This is a genomic window from Streptomyces sp. JJ66, assembly GCF_019303495.1.
Taxonomy (GTDB): Bacteria; Actinomycetota; Actinomycetes; order Streptomycetales; family Streptomycetaceae; genus Streptomyces.
In genome coordinates, this window is the sequence record NZ_JAEVFI010000002.1 from 1 (window position 1) to 19,773 (window position 19,773).

Genomic DNA, 19,773 nt, shown 5'->3' on the forward strand with positions numbered 1-19,773 from the left:
CCTCACCCCCGCAGCAGACCCCCGCCGACGAGCCACAGCAGGAGCCCCCACCGCGCCCCCTCATCGAGGACCGGGCCGCGTTCCTCCACTGGCTCGCCGACCTCATCGGCGACGCCAACGGCATCCACCTCGACCCCCTCCACCGAGCCCTCACCCAACAGCCCGGATGCACCCTCCCGCGCCCCCACCTCGGCCCCCTCCTCGACCGCCTGGACGTGCCCTACCAGCGCACCATGTCGGTGGGCGGAATAGCCGGGCGCAGCGGGGTCCGCCGAGCCGATGTAGAGGCCGCTCTCACCGCGCTCCCCCAGGGGACCCCGCAGGCCACTTCCGAGACCTCTCATAGTGCTCCTGACCTGCGGAAATCTCAACCACTCTCAACCGCTCTCACGCCCACTCTCAGCCCCTCCCAGGAGCCTTGATGCCCTACCGGCACCACTGCTACGCGTGCGACGCCGTCAGCGACCGGCACGACCGCCGCGCCGACGCCGAGACCGCCCAGCAGGAACACCGCGACACCGCCCACGGCGGACACCAGCCCCTCGCCGGAGACCACATCGAACGCGTCCACGCAGACGGGCGCGGCGACCGCACCACCGGCCAGCACTGGCCCCTCGGCGCCTACCTCGCCGCCCTCGTCCTGCTGTTCGCGATGCTCGCCGAGTGCGTCGGCCGCTGACCGGCCCGTGCCGCTGACCACCCCGCGCTCGGGGCGCTCGGCGGGACCGTCCGGTCCACCACCGACACCACACCCGGAGAACCCCGTGAGCTTCGAAGCCGAACAGCTCCAGCACGCCCTCGCCGCCCTGCGCGACGGCGACCACCACACCGCCCAGCAAGCGATCGACCACCTCATCCACGAAGGCCACGACGGCACCGCCGAAGAAGCCCTGCGGCAGCTCGACCGCAAGGAGCCCCGATGAGCCGCTGGATCGAAGACGCGTCCATCCCCGCACCCGACGGCCACTACTGGGCGCGGCCCGCCCCCGACGACTGCCCGGGCTGCCCCTGCCACACCGCCCGCGTCTGCGACCGCCGCGACTGGACGCGCGCCAGCCGCCCCACCCACCCGGACGGCACCCCCTACACCGAGCCCTGCCCCTGCGAGCACACCGCCCGCCACTGAACTCCCGGGGCGGTCCACGCCTGCCAGCACCAGACCGCCCCGGGTCCCATCCCGACACGGAACAGGAGCCCCCAGCATGGACTACGGCAGCCCCACCCCCGACCTCAGCGACCTCGACCCCACCGACACCGACATGGGCGACTGGGTCGAAATCGTCCTCGACGCCGACTGAACCAGACGCGCCTCGCGCCACCACACGTGTCCCGATCTGGCATTCCCCGAGCCAGCAATCGCGAGAGAGAATGACCAGCATGAAGTCGCTCATCACCCGTGCCACCCAGAGCTACTGGGCACTCAACGTCCGAGTCTGGGAAGCGCTGCGCCCTGCCCACGCCGCCCTGCTTGCCCTCGTCGGTACCGCATCGCTCGCACTGTGGATGGCAGGCGTCATCACCGGGCGCTACGAGCTCGGAGTGCCGCTCGTAGCAGTCAGCCTCACGTGGCTGCTTGCCGAGGCGCTGACGGGGCGGCACTCTCCCCGAACGCACCGGTAGGGCTGGCACCGCCCAGCAACACGGCCTCCTGCGCCCGCCCGGGCCACCACCGGGCGGGCGCTCCCGCGTAACGGCTCCGTCACAGCCCCCGCAAGCGACTGGCCCGACACCACCACCAGGCGGCACGGTGTGACCCACTCGCCACCCCCCTTGGCCGCCGCATCAAGGAGCCGTCATGCGCCCCGTCGCCCTCGCCGTCACCACCATCGCTCTACTCGCCCTCACCGCCTGCGGCAACAACGAGCCCGCCGACGACCGCGAACCTGCCGCCGCGCCCTCCAGCGACCAGCCCTTCGCCGACACCCCCGCACCCGACGAACCCCAGACCGCCGAATACGAGTTCGGCGACACCGCCGAAACCACCGGCTCCATGGGAGCAGGCACCCTCGCCGTCACCCCCACCACCGTCGTCTACGCCAACACCGCCACCGGCGAAACCCCCGACAACGACCTGTACGCCGTCATCGTCTACAAGGCCGAAGCCACCGGCGGCACCGTCTCCGAAGCCGCCCCCATCGAAGGCGGCGGCTGGAAATGGATCACCCCCGAGGGGCAGGCCCTTGACTGGCAGTCTGGTAACACCGATGGCGTCGCCCCTCCGGGCTACGGTTCCGGCGGCGACATCGTCGGCGGCACGTTCGAGCTGTACACCGAGGCGTTCGACCTAGCCGAGGGCTGGAACGGCGACGGTGCCAAGCTCGTGTACATCGACGGCAACGGGGCCACCCACACCTGGACTGATATCCCCACTGAGGACAGCGGCCCCGAAGTGGAGAAGCTGAAGGCTGGCCTCGGCCAGTAGGCCCGACGTGCCCTTGCTTGACCGGACGATCTTCGCTATGTCACAGTGAGCACACCGGGAACAACTGTGCCCGCAGACCCTAAGCCCCCAGGCCCTCCGCCGGGGGCTTTCTGCATGCCAGGGGGTGACCATGCAGCCCGCCGAGGTCTACGCCGACGAACTCGTCTACGCCCACGAAGCCTCCGCCGCCACCGGCGTACCCGAACTCGTCATCCGACAATGGGCCAGCCGCGGGCGCATCCGCCGCTACCCCGGCGACGGCCGCCCCTCCGGCAACGGCCGCCTCTACCGCACCATGTACGCCCTGCCCGAAGTACAAGACTGCGCACGCCAGTACAAGGCCACCCCACAGCGCGCACCCCACGCCGCCTGAGCCCACCGTGGACTTCCCGGACCACTTCACCCTCCAACCCGCCCCCTAAGCCGGGCCGCTCCAGCCGTACCCCCAGACGGCCTGTCGTAGCAGCCCACGCCGCCCGCCCGCAGGATCGAGGGCTCCCCGGGCGGGCGGCAATCACACACCACCCCGGAGGGAGGCCCAGGCATGGCCGCAGGCGCCTACGACATCCACATAGAGCAGGGCGCCACCTGCCAGCGCACCTGGACCTGCATTAGCGACGACGGCAGCCCCTACCCGTGGACCGGCTGGCAAGCACGCGCACAAATCCGCACCGCCGCCGCCGAAAACGGCGACCTCATCCTCGACCTCACCCCCCACCTCACCCTCGACGGGCACGTCATCACCCTCGTGATTCCCGCCGCCGTCACCGAAACCCTCACCCGCCACGGCCGCTGGGACATGGAGCTCTACGACACCACCACCGGCTACGTGGTGCGGCTCCTCCAAGGCCAGGCCACCCTCAGCAAGGAGGTGACCCGGTGAACATCACCCCGACCGGTGGCAGCACCCCCGCAGTGATCCGCGTCCACGACGGCCTCCCCGGCCCCCAAGGCCCCGCCGGACCCTCCGCCTACGACCTCGCCGTCGCCAACGGATACACCGGCACCCAAACCCAATGGCTTGACTCCCTCGCCGTGCGCGGCCTGCGGCGCCGCGACCTGCCCCACCCCGCCGCCGCCGAGCGCCTCTACAGCGGCACCGCGCCCACCATCAGCATCGCCCAAACCTCCACCCCCACCAGCGGCTACATCATGCACCGGCCCCCCGGCGTCACCCCCGGCAGCGGTGAAGAAGCCGCCCACCTCACCCTCCTCGGCGCCACAAACTTCCAGGTCGGCGACACCTTCCCCGACACCACCTACATCCTGCCGACCAGCCGCTACCCCCACACCCGCGACACCTACGCCTCCTCCCAAAGCACCTGGTCACTGGCATTCGCCACCGACGCCGCCGACCTCCAGGTCCGCGTCAACTACCAGGCCAGCGGCCACTACCGGCTCAGCATCGACGGGCAGCCCCTCACCCACACCATGACCCCCCTCGGCGGCGCCACCGCCGGATACACCCACCTCCTCAGCATCGACTTCGGCGGCGCCGCCCACCGCACGATCCGGCTCGACTTCAGCGCCGTCCCCTTCGGCGGCATCTACCTGCCCCCCGGCGCCACCCTGTGGCCCGCCCCACCCACGGGCGGGCGCCTCGCCGTCCTCGGCGACTCCCTCTCGGACGGCTCCGCCGAGAACACCGGCGCCGGAGCAGGCACCTGGGTCCACCACACCGCCCGCCAACTCGCCGCCGCCGACACCTGGAACCAGTCACGAGGCGGCACCGGCTACATCGCCTCCGGCACGTGGGCGAACTTCCCCGACCGGATCACCGACATCACCGACCACACCCCAGATCGGGTCATCGTCTGGGGCGGCTACAACGACAGCCAAGAAGACCAGGCTGCCCTCGCCGCCGCCGTGGACACCACCCTCGCCGCCCTCACCAGCGCACTACCCGACGCCGCCATCTACGTCATCGGCTGCTGGGACCCCACCGGCACCCCCGGCGCCACCATCACCGGCACCGACACCACCCTCCGCGGCTCCGCCGCCACCGCCGGAATCCCGTTCATCTCACCCATCACCGGCAGCATCTACACCGCAGACGGCACCCTCGCCGACACCCACGGGCCGTGGATCACCACCGCCAACCAGGCCGCCTACATCGGCAGCGACAACGTCCACCCCAACGACGACGGGCACGCCTACCTCGCCCGCCGCATCACCGCTGCCATCGCCGCACTCCTCCCCGCCTAAATGCCCCCGCCGGAGGGAAACCCCGTGCCCCGCATCCAAATTCTCGACCTGCCCGAAGGTGTCGATGACGACCGGCCGCCGTTCGCGCTCGTCATCGACCAGTACGTGCCGCAGCGGATCATCCTCGACCCCGACCAGACCAGCGAACCCAGCGACCCGCTGTTCAACCAGCTGCGTCAGGTTGGGGAACAGATCGGCGCGCGCGGCGTGCTCATCTTCGAAGACACCATCGAGATCCCCGCCAACGAGGTGTCGATCGGCCCCGATGGCTACCCGGTGCGCGTGCGTGTCGAAGGTGACTTCGAGAAGTTCCGCGAACAGGTTCAAGACGAGATCACCAAGGCGCAGCGCAGCATGACCAGCGCCATACGCGAACAGGCCCCGCCGAACCCCAGCGGCCAGGCTCCTGCCGACGGCAGTCCCTAGGCTCGGGTAAGACCGCACCGCCCACTGCCCAACAGGGAGGCCGTCATGCCGCGCGCCCTCTCGGTGTGCTCCACGCCCGGCTGTCCCAACCTCGCCCGCGGACGCTGCGCCACCTGCCGCTCCAAAGCCGAACAACAGCGCGGCACCGCACGACAGCGCGGCTACGGCCGCCAGCACGAACAGCAGTTCCGCCCCGCCGTCCTCGCCCGCGACCCCGTATGCCGCTGCCCCGGCTGCCCCACATGCACCACACCAAGCCAGCAGTGCAAGCGGGCAAGCCAGCACGCCGACCACTGGCCACTCGACCGGCGCACCCTGCACGCCCGCGGCCTCGACCCCAACGACCCCCAGCACGGGCGCGGCCTCTGCGGACGCTGCCACAGCCACGCCACCGCCCGGCACCAGCCCGGGGGCTGGCACGAACCAACAGCCGGATGAGCAAGCTCGTCACCACGGGCGAGCACGGGTGGGGGGACACCCGTGCGGGCGGGCGCGCGGGAGACCGCCGGGGAGGACGAAATTGATCTGTACGGAACCCAGGGTCCGCAACGGGGCTCAGTGGTGGCCGTATGCAGTAGGTGCCGTGCCGCAACGGCCCGGCTTGTTGAAGTGCCGCAACGGCACAGCGAGGAGGCAATGCGTGCCTCAGCTTCCGAAGGACCCCAAAACCCGGCAGCGCCGTAACCGGGCTTCGACAGCGCGCACTCTCACGGGTGTGCCGGACGGTTTCGACGCTCCGACGCTTCCGGCTGGTAGGCGGTGGAGGCAGGCCACCCGGGACTGGTGGGCGGATGTGTGGGCTTCGCCGATGGCCAGCGAGTTCGTTGACGGCCGGGTGGATGTGCATGGCCTGTACATGCTGGCGGTGCTGGTGGATGACTTCTGGCGGGAGCCATCGGCGTCGCTCGCGGCGGAGATTCGTCTCCAGCGGCAGTGCTTCGGGCTGACGCCGATCGACCGCCGCCGGTTGCAGTGGGAGATCGACCGTGGCGAGGACGCCTCGGAGCGAACGCGCAAACGGCGCGCTGCCCCGGCCCCGAAAGTGAAGGCGGACGGCGGTGGGTCGGATGACCCGCGCGCTGTGCTGCATGCGGTGTAGCGGTGGGCGTGCTGATCGTCCCCGCGCCGGATGAGGAGCCGTGGCCGACGCTGGGGGCGCAGGTGTGCGCCTTCCTGGAGGAACGGTGTGTGCACGGCCCCGGTGATCTGCGGGGCGAGGACTACGTGCTGGACGCGGAGAAGCGTGCGCTGATCTATCGCTGGTACGAGGTGTACCCGCAGGGGCATCCGCGGGCGGGGCGGCGACGGTTCAAGCGGGTGGGTCTTTCGGTGCGGAAGGGGACGGCGAAGACGGAGCTGGCGGCGGCAGTCGCGTTTGGCGAGTTGCATCCGGAGTCGCCTGTGCGCTGCGACGGCTTCGACGCATATGGGCAGCCGGTGGGGCACCCGGTGCGGGACCCGTACATTCCGATGGTCGCCTACACCGAGGAGCAGACCTCCGATCTGGCCTACGGTGCGCTGTTCGTGATGTGCACGGAAGGTCCCGACGCGGACCTGTTCGACTCCGGGGTGGAGCGCATCATGCGCGTGGGCGGCGATGGCAAGGCGCAGGCGCTTGCGTCGAGCCCGGATTCCCGCGACGGTGCGCGCACCACCTTCCAGCACTTCGATGAGACACACCGTTTCACTCTCCCGCGGCACCGGGAGGCACACCAGACGATGCTGGCGAACGTTCCAAAGCGGATGCTGGCCGACCCGTGGTCGTTGGAGACAACGACCACCTACACGCCAGGCGAGGGCTCGGTGGCGGAGGGCACGCACGAGTACGCCGAGCTGGTGGCGGAGAAGAAGACCAAGGATAAGACGTTGTTCTTCTTCCACAGGGAGGCCACCCCACGCGAGGGTGAAGACCTCGGCGATGACGCCCAGCTGCGGGCGGCGATCCGGGAAGCGTCCGGCCCGGCCATCGCGGCCTGGCCGGACTTCGAGGGCCAGGTCGATTACGTGGCCTCGCTATACAACCACCCGGACACGGACCGGGCGTACTACGAGCGGGTGTGGCTGAACCGGCGGGTGCAGGCCGGGCGGCAGGCGTTCGATGCTCGCCGGTGGAGCGAGGAACTGGCGCGGCCGGGGTTCGAGGTACCCGAGGGCGACCCGATCGTGGTCGGCTTCGACGGCGCCCAGTTCCGGGATGCCACAGCGTTGGTTGCGACGCACATCGATTCGGGGTTCCAGTGGCCGCTGGGCATCTGGGAGTGCCCGCCAGATGCGGACGGCTGGGAGTGCCCCGAGGACGAGGTGGACGCGGCACTGACGGAGGCGTTCGACCGGTGGACGGTGGCACGGGTGTATGCGGACCCGCCGTACTGGGACGGCATGATCGCATCCTGGTCGGGTCGGTGGGGTCAGGACCGGGTGCAGGAGTGGTGGACGAACCGGCCCAAGGCCATGGCCTACTCTCTGCGCGCGTTCTCTCGGGCGCAGCGGGCCGGGGATCTCGCCCACAGCGGAGACGAAACGCTGGCCCGGCACATCGGGAATGCCCGTAAGCGGTGGTTGAAGATGCTGGACGAGGACGGGCAGCCCCTGTGGCTGATCGAGAAGGAACGCCACGACTCCCCGTTCAAGATCGACGGCGCGATGGCGTCGTGCCTGTCATGGGAGGCCCGCGCCGACGTGATCGCCTCCGGCGGGGCGCGACGGAAGAAGAAGTCCCGGATGGTCGTCATGAGGTGAGGTGAGTTGTGAAGCGCACCGAGCCGCAGTGGCTGGCCTATCTGATCGAGTGCCACGACAAGGAGAAGCGGGATCTCCAGCAGCTGAACGCCTACTACGAGGGCACACAGCCGCTGTCTTACATGGCTCCGGAGCTGGAACACGAACTCCGGGACACGGTGCGGCAGGTCGTCGTCAACTGGCCGCGCCTGGTGGTGGACACCATCGAGGAACGTCTCGACGTGGAAGGCTTTCGCTTCCCCGGCACAGCGGAGGCCGATGCGGAGCTGTGGCGCATCTGGCAGGCCAACGACCTCGATGAACAGTCCCAGCAGGGGCACCTGGACGCGCTGGTGATGCGTCGCGCCTACGTGATCGTTGGCACCAATGCGCAGGACCCCAGCACGCCGCTGGTGACGGTGGAGTCCGCACTGGACATGTACGCCGAGCATGACCCGCGCACCCGCCGGGTGCGGGCGGCGGTCAAACGCTGGAGGGAAGGCAGAGCCGAGCACGCCACCTTGTACCTGCCAGACGCGAATGTGTGGTTCGTCAAGGACAGCGGGGTTTGGGTGGAGGACCCGGATATCCCGCGCGATGACCACGGGCTGGGCGAGGTCACGGTGGAGGTGCTGGCCAACCGCCCCCGGCTGAAATACATGGACGGCACCTCAGAGCTTGCGGATGTGATTCCGCTGTCCGACGCGGCATGCAAGGTCGCCACGGACATGATGGTCTCCGCCGAGTACCACGCCACTCCAAGGCGGGTAGCGTTCGGGTTCGGCGAAGAGGACTTCGTGGATGCGCAGGGCCGCAGAGTGTCCGCGTTCAGCCGGATCATCGGCCGGATGTGGGCGACGGAGAAGGACCGCAAATCCGACGGCGCCGACGTGATCCAGTTTCCCGAGGCGAGCCTGACCAACTTCCACGACACGATCAACCAGCTCGCCCGCCTGGTCGCCGCGCTGGCAGGGATGCCGCCCCATTTCCTCGGCTTCACCACCGCCAACCCGGCCTCGGCTGACGCCATCCGCTCCAGCGAAGCGCGGCTGGTCAAACGCGCGGAGAGGAAGCAGCGGGCGTGGGGCGGCACGTGGGAACGCGTCATGCGGCTGGTGCTGCGCATCCGGGACGGAGCGTGGAACGAGGACGCCCGGTCTTTGGAGACGCTGTGGCGCGACGCCTCCACGCCGACAGTGGCGCAGGCCGCCGACGCCGCGGTGAAGAAGCACCAGGCAGGGATCGTTCCGCTGCGGCAGACCCGCGAGGACCTGGGCTACTCGCAGGCGCAGATCACTCGCATGGAGGAACAGGACGAACAGGCTGCCGCGGCCGCGGTACAGCGTCTTGCCGGAGGGGATATGACGCCCCTATTTGTCCCCAAGCCCCCACCTGAGCTGGAACCCGACACAGAGGCGACCAGTGCCGCCGCGGCGTAGTCCGGCAGCGGCCCGGTACCGGCAAGTACAGGGCATTACGAGGCAACTCGCGAAGCTGGTGCAGCACCTGTGGTCGGCCCTTACGCCGTCGCGCGTGGAGGAGGAACTGGCTGGAGAAGCGGGGCAGCGCATCGTCACGGCGGTCGCCGCCGGGCAACTGACGGTGGCCGCTGGGGCACAGGCATTCGTTGCCGCAGCCATGGCCGCCCAGGGTGCCCCCGGTGCGGCACCAGCCGGGGTGCTCGTCGCCTCCGCGCTGGCTGGGCGGGCCTCGGATGGGCGTTCGCTGGAGACGCTGCTGTACCTTCCGGCTCTGACGGTCGGCGCCCGCCGTGCAGCGGGCTACTCCGACCAGGAGGCGATGCTGGCCGGGCTGACGCAGATGGCGATGCTCGCCGGCACGCAGATCGCCGACACCGCGCGCATCGCGGACCAGGTCGCCTGCGTCGCGGACCGGCGGGTCGTGGCCTACACCCGCGTGGTGAACCTGCCCGCCTGCGCCCGCTGCATCATCCTCGCCGGAGCGCAGTACAGCGTCACCGAGGGATTTCTGCGGCACCCGCGGTGTGACTGCACGGTGGAACCGCTGTCACCGGGTCAGTGGAAAGACGTGCCCACTGCGCAGCAGTTGTTTGACCGGTTGAGCCCGCAGGAGCAACAGCGCGTGTTCACGGCGGCTGGCGCCCGCGCGATCCGCGACGGCGCCGATGTAGGGCAGGTCGTCAACGCCCGCCGCGGCATGTCTACACCCGGCGCGGTTGCCACGGCGGAGGGCGTCACCCGCCGCGGCGTGTACGGCCGCACGGCGCGGCGGGCGGGTGGCGACTTCGATCGCCTGCTGGGCCAGCGCTACAGCACCGCGCGGGCGCCTCGGTTGACGCCGGAGGAAATCTACGGCCGGGCCGGGAGCCGCGATGAAGCAGTTGCACTGCTGCGGCAGTACGCCTACCTGACCTGATGCCCGCAACGGGCGACCACCTTCCGCAACGGGAGACACACCAATGAAGATCACTCGCCACTGCTGGACTCCGGCTGCCCACGGCGCCGCATGGTTCCACCTGGGACGACACGATGACCCCGAGCCCGACCCGGCGCCGCAGACGCCGGAAACAGACCCGGACGCCGGTGAGCCGCAGGAGCCGGAGGAGGAGCCGGACCCGGAAGGCGCCGAACAGCTCGGCGACGCCGGGAAGAAGGCTCTGGAGCGGATGAAGGCAGAGAAGGCCGCCGCGAAGAAGGAGGCCGCCGCCGAGCGCAGGAAGGCCGCTGAGGCGCTGCGGCGGGTGCAGGAGTTCGAGGACCGCGACAAGGGCGACCTAGAGCGTGCGACCGACCGCGCAACGCGGGCTGAGGAACGCGCCACGCGCGCCACTGAGCGGGCAGTCAAGGCGGAAGTGAAAGCCATGGCCGCCCAGACGTTCGCGGACCCGACCGACGCCGAACTCCTAGGCGATCTGACCCGCTACGTGGACGCAGAGGGCCAGATCGACGCCGAACAGATCGGCGTCGATCTTACGGACCTGCTGGAACGCAAGCCGCACCTGCGCAAGCCCACGGTCGCCCCCGCCGACCCGGACAAGCCACGCGGACCGCGCCCGGACCCCGGGCAGGGCTCCCGCAAGGACCCCGGGCCGACCGACTACCGCACCGCAGACCGCACCGCGGTGGACGCCAAGCTCGCCGAGTACGGCGTCAAACTGCGCCGCTGACGTGATCCGTATCCGCGCCCACCTGGGCGAGGGCCACACCTTCATCGAGGTCGAGGGCCACGAGGGCCACGTCGAGGACGGCCGAGTCTGCGCCGCGGTATCAGCCATCACCCAAACCGCGCTGCTGGGACTGGACCAGATCGCACGGCAGCACCCGGACCTCGTGTCCGTCGAGATCACACAGGAGAGTTGATGAAGACGCAGACCCCTGCGCGGCCGTGGTTCCGGCTGAACCGGCACGACGTGCGTTCCACCCTTCCCGCCGCCCTCCGCAACATCATGCAGGACGGCCTGCTGGACCGCATGTTCCACGAGTCGCTGGCCCCGGAACTGCTGTTCCCGCAGATCGCGGACATCGAGCCCTGGCAGGGCGGCCTCGGCGACCGAAAGATCATGACCCGCAACGGGCTGATGAACCCGGACCCCACGCCCACGACCGGCTCCGACCCCTCCACCGCGTCCTACGACGTGGAGCAATGGGAGGTGGTGATGGACCAGTACGGCAAATCCATCGACACCAACATGCTCCAGTCCAAGATGACCCTGGCCAGCAAGTACCTCAACGACGTAGCCCGGCTGGGTATCCACGCGGGGCAGACCCTCAACCACCTGGCCCGCAACAAGCTCTACAACGCCTACGCAGGCGGCCGTACCTGGGCCACTGCCACGGACGGAACCTCCAATACCTCCCTCGCCGTCGCCTCGACGGAAGGGTTCACCCATGTCCTGGTCAACGGCACGCCGACTCCGGTGTCGGCATCCAACCCGCTGAACGTCACGATCGGCGGCGCCGCCAACACGGTCACCGGTGTTGACACGGGCGCCAGCACGCTGACGCTGGGCACGGCCCGGGCGGACACCGCAGGCGACGCGGTGATCTCTTCGCAGGCTCCGTACTCGGTGCGCGCCGGGGCCAGCAACGACACGGCGTTCAATCTGGCGGCCGGGGACCTGATCACCTTCGCGCACTTCCGCGCGGCGGTGACGCGGTTGCGGCGGATGCACGTCCCGGCGGCCGAGGGCGGCAACTACATCGCCCACATCGACTCCGTCACAGAGTCGCAGCTGTTCGACGACCCCGAGTTCCAGAACCTGTACCAGGGGCGGGGGGAGTCCCAGACCTACCGGGACCTGTCGCTGGGCGTGTTCGGCGGCCTGGTGTGGGTGCGCAACGAGGAGGTGCCCGAACTTGCATCCGGCGGCGCGGACGGGCTCACCGCAACGGTGCACCGGCCGATCGTCATGGGTGACGGCGCCCTGGTCGCGGCCCCGTTCGAGAACATCGCAGGGTTCCTCCAGGAGACCGGCGTCGGGGACGTGCCGGAGATCGCGATGCTGCCTGTCGCGCCCGGCGTGGAGGTGGCCCGCATCGTGCGCCCGCCGCAGGACCGCTTTCAGCAGGTCGTGTCCACCACCTGGTCGTGGGTGGGTGACTACGGCGTTCCCAGCGACAGCCTTGCGAACGGCGACTCGGCCCAGTTCAAGCGGGCCGTAATGCTGGAGCACAGCGCCAACTGACCACCCGCCCTGCCCGGCCCAAGTGCCGGGCAGGGCGCCACGAATGGAGGTTCCGGTGCGCGTTGTCGCCAACGAACGACTCAAGATTTTCTTCGGGCACGTGCCAACCACGCTGCATGAGGGCCAGGAAGCTAGCGGAGCCCTGGCGGCGTTTCTGGCCGAACGCGCTCCGGGAAAGGTGACCGTGATCGGCCCACCACCCGCAGCGCCTCAGCGGCCGGACGAACTCGACCCGGACGCCTCCACCACCGATGTTCTGACATGGACCGGTGACGATCCAACCCGCGCAACTGCGGCACTGGAAGCGGAACAGGTCAAGGGCTCCCCGCGCAAGACGCTGATCAAGCAGCTGGAGAAGATCATCGGGGGGTGAGGGGTTGTGGCACTTCCGGACCTGGCGACAGAATCAGACCTGGAGGCATACCTCCAGGCTCCAGTGGATGCCGCTGCGGCGACCGTGGCGCTCCAGATCGCCTCTGCCGCCATACGGTCCTTCACCAAGCAGGTGTTGACCTTCGTGGCGCAGGAGACCGTGCTGCTAGCCGGCGGGGAGCGGACGCTGCGGCTGCCTCAACGGCCCCCGGTGGTGGATGGTGACAACCCGCTGACGGTCGTGGAGGTCGCCGACGGCGGCGGGCAGGACTGCTCGGCCGTGGAAGACCGGGACTACACGCGGCTCGGTGCCGAACTGACCCGCAGCTGTCCCTGGTACGCGCCGGGCCGGTACATGGGCTGGCCGTATAGCCGGACGCAGGGAGTATGGGCGCCCCGGGTGAAAGTCACCTACTCCCACGGCTACACCGAGATACCGCCCGACATCACGGGCGTGTGCCTGGACCTCGCCGCCGCTACTCTCACCAACCCGTCCCGTTTGCGTTCCGAGACCGTCGGCGGCGTCTCGCAGGTGTACACCGTGGAAACCTTCGGCACCGGCTCGCTGACCGCCTCACATCGCGACATCCTGCGCTCCTACCGGCGCACCGCGCTGTCGGTGGCCCCGTCGTGAGCGGCCTGCACCGGCAGGCGGTGACGATCGTCCGCGCCCCGCTCATCACCGACCGGTACGGCAGTGAGCGCCGCGACTGGGCGAACGCCGTGCGCACGCTGGTTAGCGGGGTGGAGGTGCAGCCCGCTGCGGCCCCGGCCGCATCGCAGGAGGACACCATCGACCGGCAGACGGCGGTGACTGGCTGGCGCCTGTACACCCGCCGAGGGGTGGACGTGGACCTGCTGGAGACGGATCGGGTCGAGTACGACGGCATGACGCTGGAGGTTGACGGCAAGATCGGCCGCTGGCGCATGGGCGGGCGGGTTCACCACGTGGAGGCCGAGTTGAAGGAGATCGACTGATGGCACGCAGTCGTGGGCGGTTTGTGCAGAATCCGCGCATGTACGACGAGCTGGCCCGCTCGCAGGGGGTCCGGGACGCCTTGAAGGACGTGGCGGACCGGGGCCGCACGGTGGCGCAGGCGATCGCCCCGGCCTACTCGGGGCCGACCTACGATCCGTCAGTGACGCGGCGTGGTGAGTACCGGGCGTCGCTGTACTCGGCGGCGAACCTGGCGCCCTCGGGTTGGCGGGCGGAGTTCGGGGCGACAGCCCTGTGGTGGGGGCAGGTGGAGTTCGGCTCTGGCCGCCCGGCAACGTCCCGTGAGCGCCCCCAGGGGGGGCACTCGCCCAAGACACGCACGCTCGGGCGTGCACTGGACGCGCTGAGGAGCATCTGATGGCCCGTATCCGCCTGGCCCACTGGTACCGCGGGCATGTACCCGGCGACGAGATCGACGTGGCCGACGACGAGGTGAAGGCGCTGGAGCGTGACGGCCGCGTGGCCGCCGTGATCGCCGCACCGGAGCCGGGCAAGGCCCCCGCCGAGCCGGTAACGGAGCCGTATGCGGATTCGGCGGAGCCGCGTCGCGGTCGCAAGGGCGGCGGCTGACGTGGCGCTGCCCACGGTGCCGATGCCCGACGCGGAAGCCGTCACTATCGGCGTACTCGCCCCGCTGCGGGATGCCGGTGTGACGCTGGGCAGTCAGTGGCCCGAACATCTCGCTGAGCGTCTGCCGGTCGTCGCGGTGTCGCTCGGCGGCGGCGGGACCCGGCTCAGGGCCGTGACCGTGGACCGCACCGTCGATATCGACGTGCTCGCCGCCGACAAGGGCACCGCCTTCGACCTGGCGGCGGAGGTGTCGGCGCGGCTGATCGCCGCCCAGGGCACCACTCAGCCCGGTGCCCGCATCTACAGCGTGACGGAGACCAGTCTGGTGTGGCTGCCCGATGAGACCACGGGCATCGCGCGGTATGTGCTGGTGATGAGCCTGGTACTCCGTCCGGCGGCAGGCACCTAACCCCGCACTCGAACCCAACCACCCGTCGGCGGGCGCCGCACGGGTCCTCGTCATGCCTGGAGGCAATCGTGGCGCTCGACGCCGATAACGTCCGCGTAGGACTCACCGGAAACATCTACATGGCCCCCAAGGGCACGGCCGGGCCGACCGATCTGGCCACGGCGTGGCCTGCCGGGTGGCTGGACCTGGGCTACATGTCCGAGGACGGGGTGTCGCTGGAGTACACCACCCAGACCGAGGACGTGGGCGCCTGGCAGTCCCTGTCCCCGGTGCGCAAAATCCTCACCGGGGTGGACATGACGATGGGCTTCACCGCGATCGAGCTGAAAGCCGACACCGTCACTTTGTTCTTCCCCGGCTCAACGCTGGCGACGGCGACGGGGGTGCACACGCTAACGATTCCCTCCGCGCCCGGCCCCGCCGAGTTCGCGTTCGGCCTGGAGTGGAAGGACGGCACGATCACGAACCGGCTGACCCTTCCGCGCGGTGAGGTGACCGAGCGCGGCGCGGTGACGGTGGGCCGTTCGGCGGCCGTGGGCCTGGAAATGACCGTGACTGCCTACGCCACGAGCGCGCCGGAGCTCGCGACGTGGCTGTCCGATGACCCGGCCTGGGCCACCGCCTGACCCAGCCTGTCGTCCGCCGCCTGGGCCAGCGGGGTCCCAGGCGGCGGGCTCAACCCCGCACACCCCGCAGGAGAACGCCATGCCCGAGAAGAAGAACACCACCACCGCTGGCACCAGCGCCGTTTCGCTGGATGCGCTGGCCAAGCAGCGCCGCGACGCGCTGCCCGAGCCGACCACGTTCGAGCTGTTCGGCGTGCGGTTCACACTGCCGCCGATGAAGTCGTTGCCGTTCGAGATGCAGGAGAAGGTCGGCGACCTCACCGACGTGGTCGGTCTGATGAAGTACGTCCTCGGCGACGCCAAGGTCAAGGAGATGTACAAGGCCGGGTTCCAGTTCACTGACCTGGAGCTGATCGGCGAGGAGTGGCAGGAGCGGTCCGGGCTGGAGCCGGGGGAATCCGCGGCCTCCGCCGCTTCCTAGCGAAGTACGGGGAGGCCATCGAATGGGACCTGGCCCGGTACTGGCCGGGCCGGTCCCTGCTGGAGCTATACCGGGGCGAGTTGTCGTGGCGGGAGCTGCGGGTGTTCCTGCGCTACCTGCCGCCGGACAGCGCCACCGCGCGGTCAGTCGATCCCGACAGCGGCTGGACAGTAGATCAGCATCTGCTGGCGACGGTCGCGGACAGCGTGCGCGAACTGACGCATCTGACGCTGGTCGTCAACGCCGACCCGAAGAAGCGCCGCCAGATCAAACCCCCTGACCCGATCCCGCGCCCCGGCGTCAAACCCCGCGAGCAGCGGGGCAGTGTCATCCGCTTCGGAGGCCGTCACGGCTCCGGGGCCGCGCAGCTTGCGCCGCTTTTCGGGGGCGCCGCGAACCACTAGCCGAGGGGGTGCGCGGTGGCTGCTGGCGGTGTCCTCGTCGGGCGCGGATACGTACAGATTCGGCCGGAGTTCACCGGGGACTGGTCACGGCGGGTGACCTCCCGCGCCTCCTCGGCGGGCGGGCGTGGCGGCTCCAGCTTCACGCGCGCTTTCGGCAGCGCCGTCAGCAAGGGCCTGGGCACCGCCCTGAAAGGCGTGGGGGCTCTGGCGGGGGTGGCGGTCGCTTCCAGCATGTCGGGTGCTGCCGCTGCTGCTGCCGCACTGGCCCCGGCGCTGGCTACGGTGGGCACGGCGGCGGGCGGTCTCGCGCTGGGCCTGGGTGGACTTGGGGAAGCGTTCAAGGCTGCGGCGGCCGGAGGTGAAGAGCTGGACGAGGCGCTGGCCAAGCTGGCGCCCAACGCGCGGTCGTTCGTGCGGGCGGTTCAGGGCGTGGCCCCGGCGTGGGACGCGATGCGCCGCTCCGTGCAGGACGCCTTGTTCGCCGGGATCGACACCGAGATCACTTCACTCGCCAGGGCCACGATCCCGATCCTGCACCGGCAGCTGACGGACACGGCCAGCATCTGGAACGAGATCGCCAAGTCTGCTAGCGGCGCGGTCCGGGAGATGGCTGCCTCCGGCGCGCTGGAGGAGTTTCTAGCCGGGGCGAACCGCTCGTTCGCGCAGCTCGTGGACGTACCCGGGCAGCTGCTGACCTCGTGGGTGAACTTGTCGATAGCGGCCCAACCGGCGTTCGAGCGGATGATGGCCGGTTTCGCCGGTGCGGTCGAGAGCGTCAACGCGCGCATCGCGCAGGGCCTTGCCTCCGGGGGGCTGCGCGAGGGCATCGAGACGGCGTTCGGCATCCTCGCCCAGCTGGGGGACGTGCTCGGCGCTGTGCTCGGCGCGGTCTCGCAGCTGTTCAAGGCCGCCTCTGATGCGGGCGGCCAGCTCCTAGGCGTGCTCGCCGCCGTGTTCACCGAGATCGGCCGCGTGCTGGCCCTGCCGCAGGTGCAGGCCCAACTGCGGACCCTGTTCGGCGCGGTCGCCGACATCGTGGGGGCGCTGCTGCCGGTGCTCGGCGCGCTGATCGAGGCGGTCGTGCCGCTGCTGGCTGCGATCGCACCGGCGTTTGCGGCGATCGCGCAGGCCCTGGGGCCGGTGCTGGTGCAGCTGGCGCAGGTCCTTGGCGCCGCGCTGGGGCCGGTCATCGACGCGCTGCTGCCGGTGGTCGAGCTGGTGGCGTCGGCGCTGATCGGGATTGTGCAGGCTGTCATGCCGCTGCTGGAGCCGATCGCCCAGTTGATCGCATCCCTGGTGAGCGCGCTCACCCCCGCATTGACGCCGATCATCGCGATCGTTACAGCGATCGTGGAGCAGCTGGCCGGTCCGTTGACCGCCGTGATCGAGGCGCTGACTCCGGCGTTCGAGCTGGTCGGCCAGATGATCGCCGAGGTGTTCACGCAGCTGGAGCCGCTGTTCCCTCCGCTCGCGGCGGCGATGGCGGACTTCGCTGGGCTGCTGGTAGGGGTGGTGGGCGAGGCACTGACGCAGGTGCTCCGGGCGATCCAGCCGCTGATCCCGATCGGCGTGCAGCTGGTTGAGACGGTGTTTGAGGCGATGCGGCCGGTTCTGCCGGTGCTGTCGGCGGCGCTGGCGGCGATCGCGGATGCGATCGGCATGATCCTGCCGCCGCTGGCGGCGCTGGTACTGGAGATATACACGCAGTTGATGCCGGTGGTTGAGCAGCTGTTGCCGGTTATCGCCCAGTTGGCCGCTCAGCTGGGTGAGGCGCTGATGGAGGCGCTGCCGCCGCTGGCCGAGGCACTGGTCGTGCTGGTCGAGGCGCTGATGCCGCTGGTGCCTGTCGTCGCTGAGCTGATGACGATGCTGCTGGAGCTGGGCACGGACATCCTCATGCAGATGATCACTGCGGTGATTGATCTGACGCTCGCTGTGGTGCCGCTGCTGCCGCCGCTGGCGGAGCTGATCGGCCTGGTGGTCCGGCTGGCGACGGGCGTGTTGTCGTGGCTGCTGCCGCCCCTGGTTGAGCTGGTGCGCGTTCTGGTTGGCCCCTTCGTGTCGGCCACGTCTACGGCGATCGGCTGGATCGCCAGCATCGTGGGGGCGATCTCCACGCTGGTCACCTGGATTCGGGACGAGCTTGGCCCGAAGTTCCGGTGGCTGCTCGACAAGGTTGTGCGGCCGGTGTGGAATGCGATACGCGACAAGATTGTCAACATTTGGAAGGACAAGATCAAGCCCGCTTTCGACGCCCTAAAGAGAGGCGTCGATGCCGTTCGTAGAGGATTTGAAACCGCGAAGGACGGCATCAAGAAGGCGTGGGATAAGGTCTCGGGTATCGCGAAGAAGCCCGTCAAGTTCGTGATCGAGACGGTGTACAACAGAGGAATCCGGAAGGTCTGGAACAAGGTCGCCGACCTGGTTGACCTAAAGCCCCTGAACAAGGTTTACCTTCCCCGGGGATTCAAGGAAGGTGGTCGTACTCGCGGCGGCGTGCCGGGCAAGGACTCCATACCGATCCTGGCCATGGCGGACGAGTACATCGTGAAGCGTGACTCCGCGCGCAAGCTCGGATTCGGCACGCTGGACTACATCAACCGCACCGGTGAGCTTCCTGGTTTCGCTGCGGGCGGTCGGGTGTGGGAGTCGCCGGTGCAGCGGTTCGCTGACGGCGGCCTGATCGACAAAATCAAGGGCGCGGTGAAGACGGTCGGCGGCGTCGTCATGGACGGCGTGGATTTCCTGTCGAACCCCGGCAAGCTGTGGGACAAGGCTGTCGGGTTCGTTAAGGACCTGATCGGTGATATCGGTCGGTCACGCTATGCGAAGATGCTGGCGAAAATTCCGGTCAAGATGCTTTCGGGTCTGAAAGACAGGATCGTCAACGCGGCCAAGTCCCTGTTCGGCTTGGAGGGTGGGAAGGGCGTCTACCCGGTCAACGCGAAGCCCGGGACGCCGTTCGGGGCGCGCGGCTCGATGTGGTCATCCGGCTACCACACGGGCCTGGACTTCCCCGCACCCACCGGCGCAGCGGTTCGCAGCATCGCCGGGGGCTCGGTGGCGTTCACCCGCTACGGCGGCCCGTATGGCAAGCACATCATGCTCGACCACGGCAAGGGCATGCGATCGCTGTACGCGCACCTGTCGCAGATCGGAGCCACCTCGGGCGCGGTAGGCAAGGGCAAGCGGATCGGCGCCGTCGGCTCGACGGGCAACTCGTCCGGGCCGCACCTGCACCTGGAGGTCCGCAAGAACGGCCGGGCGGTGGACCCGATGCCGTACCTGTATGACCGGGGCGGCTACCTCCAGCCCGGCCTGAACCTGGCCTACAACGGCACGGGTCAGCCCGAACCGGTATTCACGTCGCGACAGGCGAACGCGCTGATGGGCGTCGCGGCTGGCGGTGGCGGCTTGGGTGACCTGTCGGTGTCTGTGTACGTCGGGGACCGGGAGATCACCGATATCGCGCGCGCGGAGGTGCGGCGCTCCAACGGCGAACTCGTGCGGACACTGCGCGCGGGGAGGGGGTGAGCC

28 protein-coding genes are annotated in these 19,773 nt (G+C 69.6%); all 28 read left to right on the forward strand.

The features are described 5' to 3' along the window. Positions 1-422: hypothetical protein (locus JJV70_RS01905; RefSeq protein ID WP_374227228.1), on the forward strand; the 422-nt coding region annotated here is incomplete at its 5' end. Further along, on the forward strand, positions 422-679 hold the full coding sequence (locus JJV70_RS01910; RefSeq protein WP_219045746.1) for a hypothetical protein: 258 nt from the start codon (positions 422-424) through the stop codon (positions 677-679). The genes JJV70_RS01905 and JJV70_RS01910, both read left to right, overlap by 1 nt. Positions 680-764: 85 nt before the next feature. After that, positions 765-923, forward strand: a complete 159-nt coding sequence (locus JJV70_RS01915; protein ID WP_219045747.1) for a hypothetical protein — start codon at positions 765-767, stop codon at positions 921-923. After that, on the forward strand, positions 920-1,126 hold the full coding sequence (locus tag JJV70_RS01920) for a hypothetical protein (RefSeq protein ID WP_219045748.1): 207 nt from the start codon (positions 920-922) through the stop codon (positions 1,124-1,126). Before JJV70_RS01915 ends, JJV70_RS01920 begins: the two co-directional genes overlap by 4 nt. A 251-nt stretch (positions 1,127-1,377) precedes the next feature. Then, entirely contained in the window at positions 1,378-1,620 is a 243-nt protein-coding gene (locus tag JJV70_RS01925) for a hypothetical protein (RefSeq protein ID WP_219045749.1), read from the forward strand. Between the two features lie 175 nt (positions 1,621-1,795). Continuing rightward, on the forward strand, positions 1,796-2,422 hold the full coding sequence (locus JJV70_RS01930) for a hypothetical protein (RefSeq protein WP_219045750.1): 627 nt from the start codon (positions 1,796-1,798) through the stop codon (positions 2,420-2,422). A gap of 130 nt (positions 2,423-2,552) precedes the next feature. Beyond that, positions 2,553-2,795: a hypothetical protein gene (locus tag JJV70_RS01935; RefSeq protein WP_219045751.1), complete on the forward strand. Its 243-nt coding sequence runs from the start codon at positions 2,553-2,555 to the stop codon at positions 2,793-2,795. Between the two features lie 171 nt (positions 2,796-2,966). Continuing rightward, a complete protein-coding gene (locus JJV70_RS01940) occupies positions 2,967-3,305 on the forward strand; it encodes a hypothetical protein (RefSeq protein ID WP_219045752.1) in 339 nt (112 codons plus the stop codon). Then, positions 3,302-4,627: an SGNH/GDSL hydrolase family protein gene (locus tag JJV70_RS23355; RefSeq protein WP_219045753.1), complete on the forward strand. Its 1,326-nt coding sequence runs from the start codon at positions 3,302-3,304 to the stop codon at positions 4,625-4,627. Before JJV70_RS01940 ends, JJV70_RS23355 begins: the two co-directional genes overlap by 4 nt. Positions 4,628-4,651: 24 nt before the next feature. Then, on the forward strand, positions 4,652-5,053 hold the full coding sequence (locus JJV70_RS01950; RefSeq protein WP_219045754.1) for a hypothetical protein: 402 nt from the start codon (positions 4,652-4,654) through the stop codon (positions 5,051-5,053). Positions 5,054-5,098: 45 nt separating this feature from the next. Next, entirely contained in the window at positions 5,099-5,491 is a 393-nt protein-coding gene (locus JJV70_RS01955) for a holin (RefSeq protein ID WP_219045755.1), read from the forward strand. A gap of 370 nt (positions 5,492-5,861) precedes the next feature. After that, positions 5,862-6,152: a hypothetical protein gene (locus JJV70_RS01960; RefSeq protein ID WP_219045756.1), complete on the forward strand. Its 291-nt coding sequence runs from the start codon at positions 5,862-5,864 to the stop codon at positions 6,150-6,152. Between the two features lie 2 nt (positions 6,153-6,154). Next, on the forward strand, positions 6,155-7,792 hold the full coding sequence (locus JJV70_RS01965; protein ID WP_219045757.1) for a terminase: 1,638 nt from the start codon (positions 6,155-6,157) through the stop codon (positions 7,790-7,792). 8 nt (positions 7,793-7,800) lie between these two features. After that, the gene (locus JJV70_RS01970; protein WP_219045758.1) at positions 7,801-9,210 is read left to right on the forward strand and encodes a phage portal protein; all 1,410 of its coding nucleotides are present in this window, start codon (positions 7,801-7,803) and stop codon (positions 9,208-9,210) included. A gap of 94 nt (positions 9,211-9,304) precedes the next feature. Further along, on the forward strand, positions 9,305-10,168 hold the full coding sequence (locus tag JJV70_RS01975) for a hypothetical protein (protein WP_308294643.1): 864 nt from the start codon (positions 9,305-9,307) through the stop codon (positions 10,166-10,168). A gap of 43 nt (positions 10,169-10,211) precedes the next feature. Next, positions 10,212-10,919 carry a hypothetical protein gene (locus JJV70_RS01980; protein ID WP_219045759.1) on the forward strand — a complete coding sequence of 236 codons (708 nt, stop codon included), beginning with the start codon at positions 10,212-10,214 and terminating at the stop codon, positions 10,917-10,919. A 1-nt stretch (position 10,920) separates the two neighbouring features. Then, positions 10,921-11,112, forward strand: a complete 192-nt coding sequence (locus JJV70_RS01985) for a ribosomal-processing cysteine protease Prp (RefSeq protein ID WP_219045760.1) — start codon at positions 10,921-10,923, stop codon at positions 11,110-11,112. Beyond that, on the forward strand, positions 11,112-12,437 hold the full coding sequence (locus tag JJV70_RS01990; RefSeq protein WP_219045761.1) for a hypothetical protein: 1,326 nt from the start codon (positions 11,112-11,114) through the stop codon (positions 12,435-12,437). Before JJV70_RS01985 ends, JJV70_RS01990 begins: the two co-directional genes overlap by 1 nt. A gap of 55 nt (positions 12,438-12,492) precedes the next feature. Further along, a complete protein-coding gene (locus tag JJV70_RS01995; RefSeq protein WP_219045762.1) occupies positions 12,493-12,810 on the forward strand; it encodes a hypothetical protein in 318 nt (105 codons plus the stop codon). A gap of 6 nt (positions 12,811-12,816) precedes the next feature. Next, the gene (locus tag JJV70_RS02000) at positions 12,817-13,443 is read left to right on the forward strand and encodes a hypothetical protein (RefSeq protein ID WP_219045763.1); all 627 of its coding nucleotides are present in this window, start codon (positions 12,817-12,819) and stop codon (positions 13,441-13,443) included. Next, a complete protein-coding gene (locus tag JJV70_RS02005) occupies positions 13,440-13,787 on the forward strand; it encodes a hypothetical protein (RefSeq protein WP_219045764.1) in 348 nt (115 codons plus the stop codon). Before JJV70_RS02000 ends, JJV70_RS02005 begins: the two co-directional genes overlap by 4 nt. Beyond that, positions 13,787-14,164, forward strand: coding sequence for a hypothetical protein (locus JJV70_RS02010; protein WP_219045765.1), 378 nt, complete (start codon positions 13,787-13,789; stop codon positions 14,162-14,164). The genes JJV70_RS02005 and JJV70_RS02010 overlap by 1 nt, the downstream gene beginning before the upstream one ends. Beyond that, complete coding sequence (locus JJV70_RS02015; protein ID WP_219045766.1) at positions 14,164-14,376, forward strand: hypothetical protein; 213 nt, start codon at positions 14,164-14,166, stop codon at positions 14,374-14,376. Before JJV70_RS02010 ends, JJV70_RS02015 begins: the two co-directional genes overlap by 1 nt. Position 14,377: 1 nt before the next feature. Continuing rightward, complete coding sequence (locus tag JJV70_RS02020) at positions 14,378-14,785, forward strand: hypothetical protein (RefSeq protein WP_219045767.1); 408 nt, start codon at positions 14,378-14,380, stop codon at positions 14,783-14,785. A 68-nt stretch (positions 14,786-14,853) separates the two neighbouring features. Continuing rightward, positions 14,854-15,411, forward strand: a complete 558-nt coding sequence (locus JJV70_RS02025) for a phage tail protein (RefSeq protein ID WP_219045768.1) — start codon at positions 14,854-14,856, stop codon at positions 15,409-15,411. A gap of 79 nt (positions 15,412-15,490) precedes the next feature. After that, positions 15,491-15,832, forward strand: coding sequence for a hypothetical protein (locus JJV70_RS02030; protein WP_219045769.1), 342 nt, complete (start codon positions 15,491-15,493; stop codon positions 15,830-15,832). Further along, positions 15,775-16,236 carry a hypothetical protein gene (locus JJV70_RS02035; RefSeq protein WP_219045770.1) on the forward strand — a complete coding sequence of 154 codons (462 nt, stop codon included), beginning with the start codon at positions 15,775-15,777 and terminating at the stop codon, positions 16,234-16,236. Before JJV70_RS02030 ends, JJV70_RS02035 begins: the two co-directional genes overlap by 58 nt. Positions 16,237-16,251: 15 nt before the next feature. After that, on the forward strand, positions 16,252-19,770 hold the full coding sequence (locus tag JJV70_RS23360) for a peptidoglycan DD-metalloendopeptidase family protein (protein ID WP_219045771.1): 3,519 nt from the start codon (positions 16,252-16,254) through the stop codon (positions 19,768-19,770). Positions 19,771-19,773: the final 3 nt, after the last annotated feature.

What these genes read in the sequence shown, in the direction of transcription:
- JJV70_RS01960 (WP_219045756.1), top strand. Translation starts at nt 5,862, where the DNA reads ATGGCCAGCGAGTTCGTTGACGGCCGGGTGGATGTGCATGGCCTGTAC.
- JJV70_RS01940 (WP_219045752.1), top strand. Translation starts at nt 2,967, where the DNA reads ATGGCCGCAGGCGCCTACGACATCCACATAGAGCAGGGCGCCACCTGC.
- JJV70_RS02030 (WP_219045769.1), top strand. Translation starts at nt 15,491, where the DNA reads ATGCCCGAGAAGAAGAACACCACCACCGCTGGCACCAGCGCCGTTTCG.
- JJV70_RS01930 (WP_219045750.1), top strand. Translation starts at nt 1,796, where the DNA reads ATGCGCCCCGTCGCCCTCGCCGTCACCACCATCGCTCTACTCGCCCTC.
- JJV70_RS01910 (WP_219045746.1), top strand. Translation starts at nt 422, where the DNA reads ATGCCCTACCGGCACCACTGCTACGCGTGCGACGCCGTCAGCGACCGG.
- JJV70_RS01925 (WP_219045749.1), top strand. Translation starts at nt 1,378, where the DNA reads ATGAAGTCGCTCATCACCCGTGCCACCCAGAGCTACTGGGCACTCAAC.
- JJV70_RS02010 (WP_219045765.1), top strand. Translation starts at nt 13,787, where the DNA reads ATGGCACGCAGTCGTGGGCGGTTTGTGCAGAATCCGCGCATGTACGAC.
- JJV70_RS01990 (WP_219045761.1), top strand. Translation starts at nt 11,112, where the DNA reads ATGAAGACGCAGACCCCTGCGCGGCCGTGGTTCCGGCTGAACCGGCAC.
- JJV70_RS02015 (WP_219045766.1), top strand. Translation starts at nt 14,164, where the DNA reads ATGGCCCGTATCCGCCTGGCCCACTGGTACCGCGGGCATGTACCCGGC.
- JJV70_RS01920 (WP_219045748.1), top strand. Translation starts at nt 920, where the DNA reads ATGAGCCGCTGGATCGAAGACGCGTCCATCCCCGCACCCGACGGCCAC.
- JJV70_RS01980 (WP_219045759.1), top strand. Translation starts at nt 10,212, where the DNA reads ATGAAGATCACTCGCCACTGCTGGACTCCGGCTGCCCACGGCGCCGCA.
- JJV70_RS01955 (WP_219045755.1), top strand. Translation starts at nt 5,099, where the DNA reads ATGCCGCGCGCCCTCTCGGTGTGCTCCACGCCCGGCTGTCCCAACCTC.
- JJV70_RS01935 (WP_219045751.1), top strand. Translation starts at nt 2,553, where the DNA reads ATGCAGCCCGCCGAGGTCTACGCCGACGAACTCGTCTACGCCCACGAA.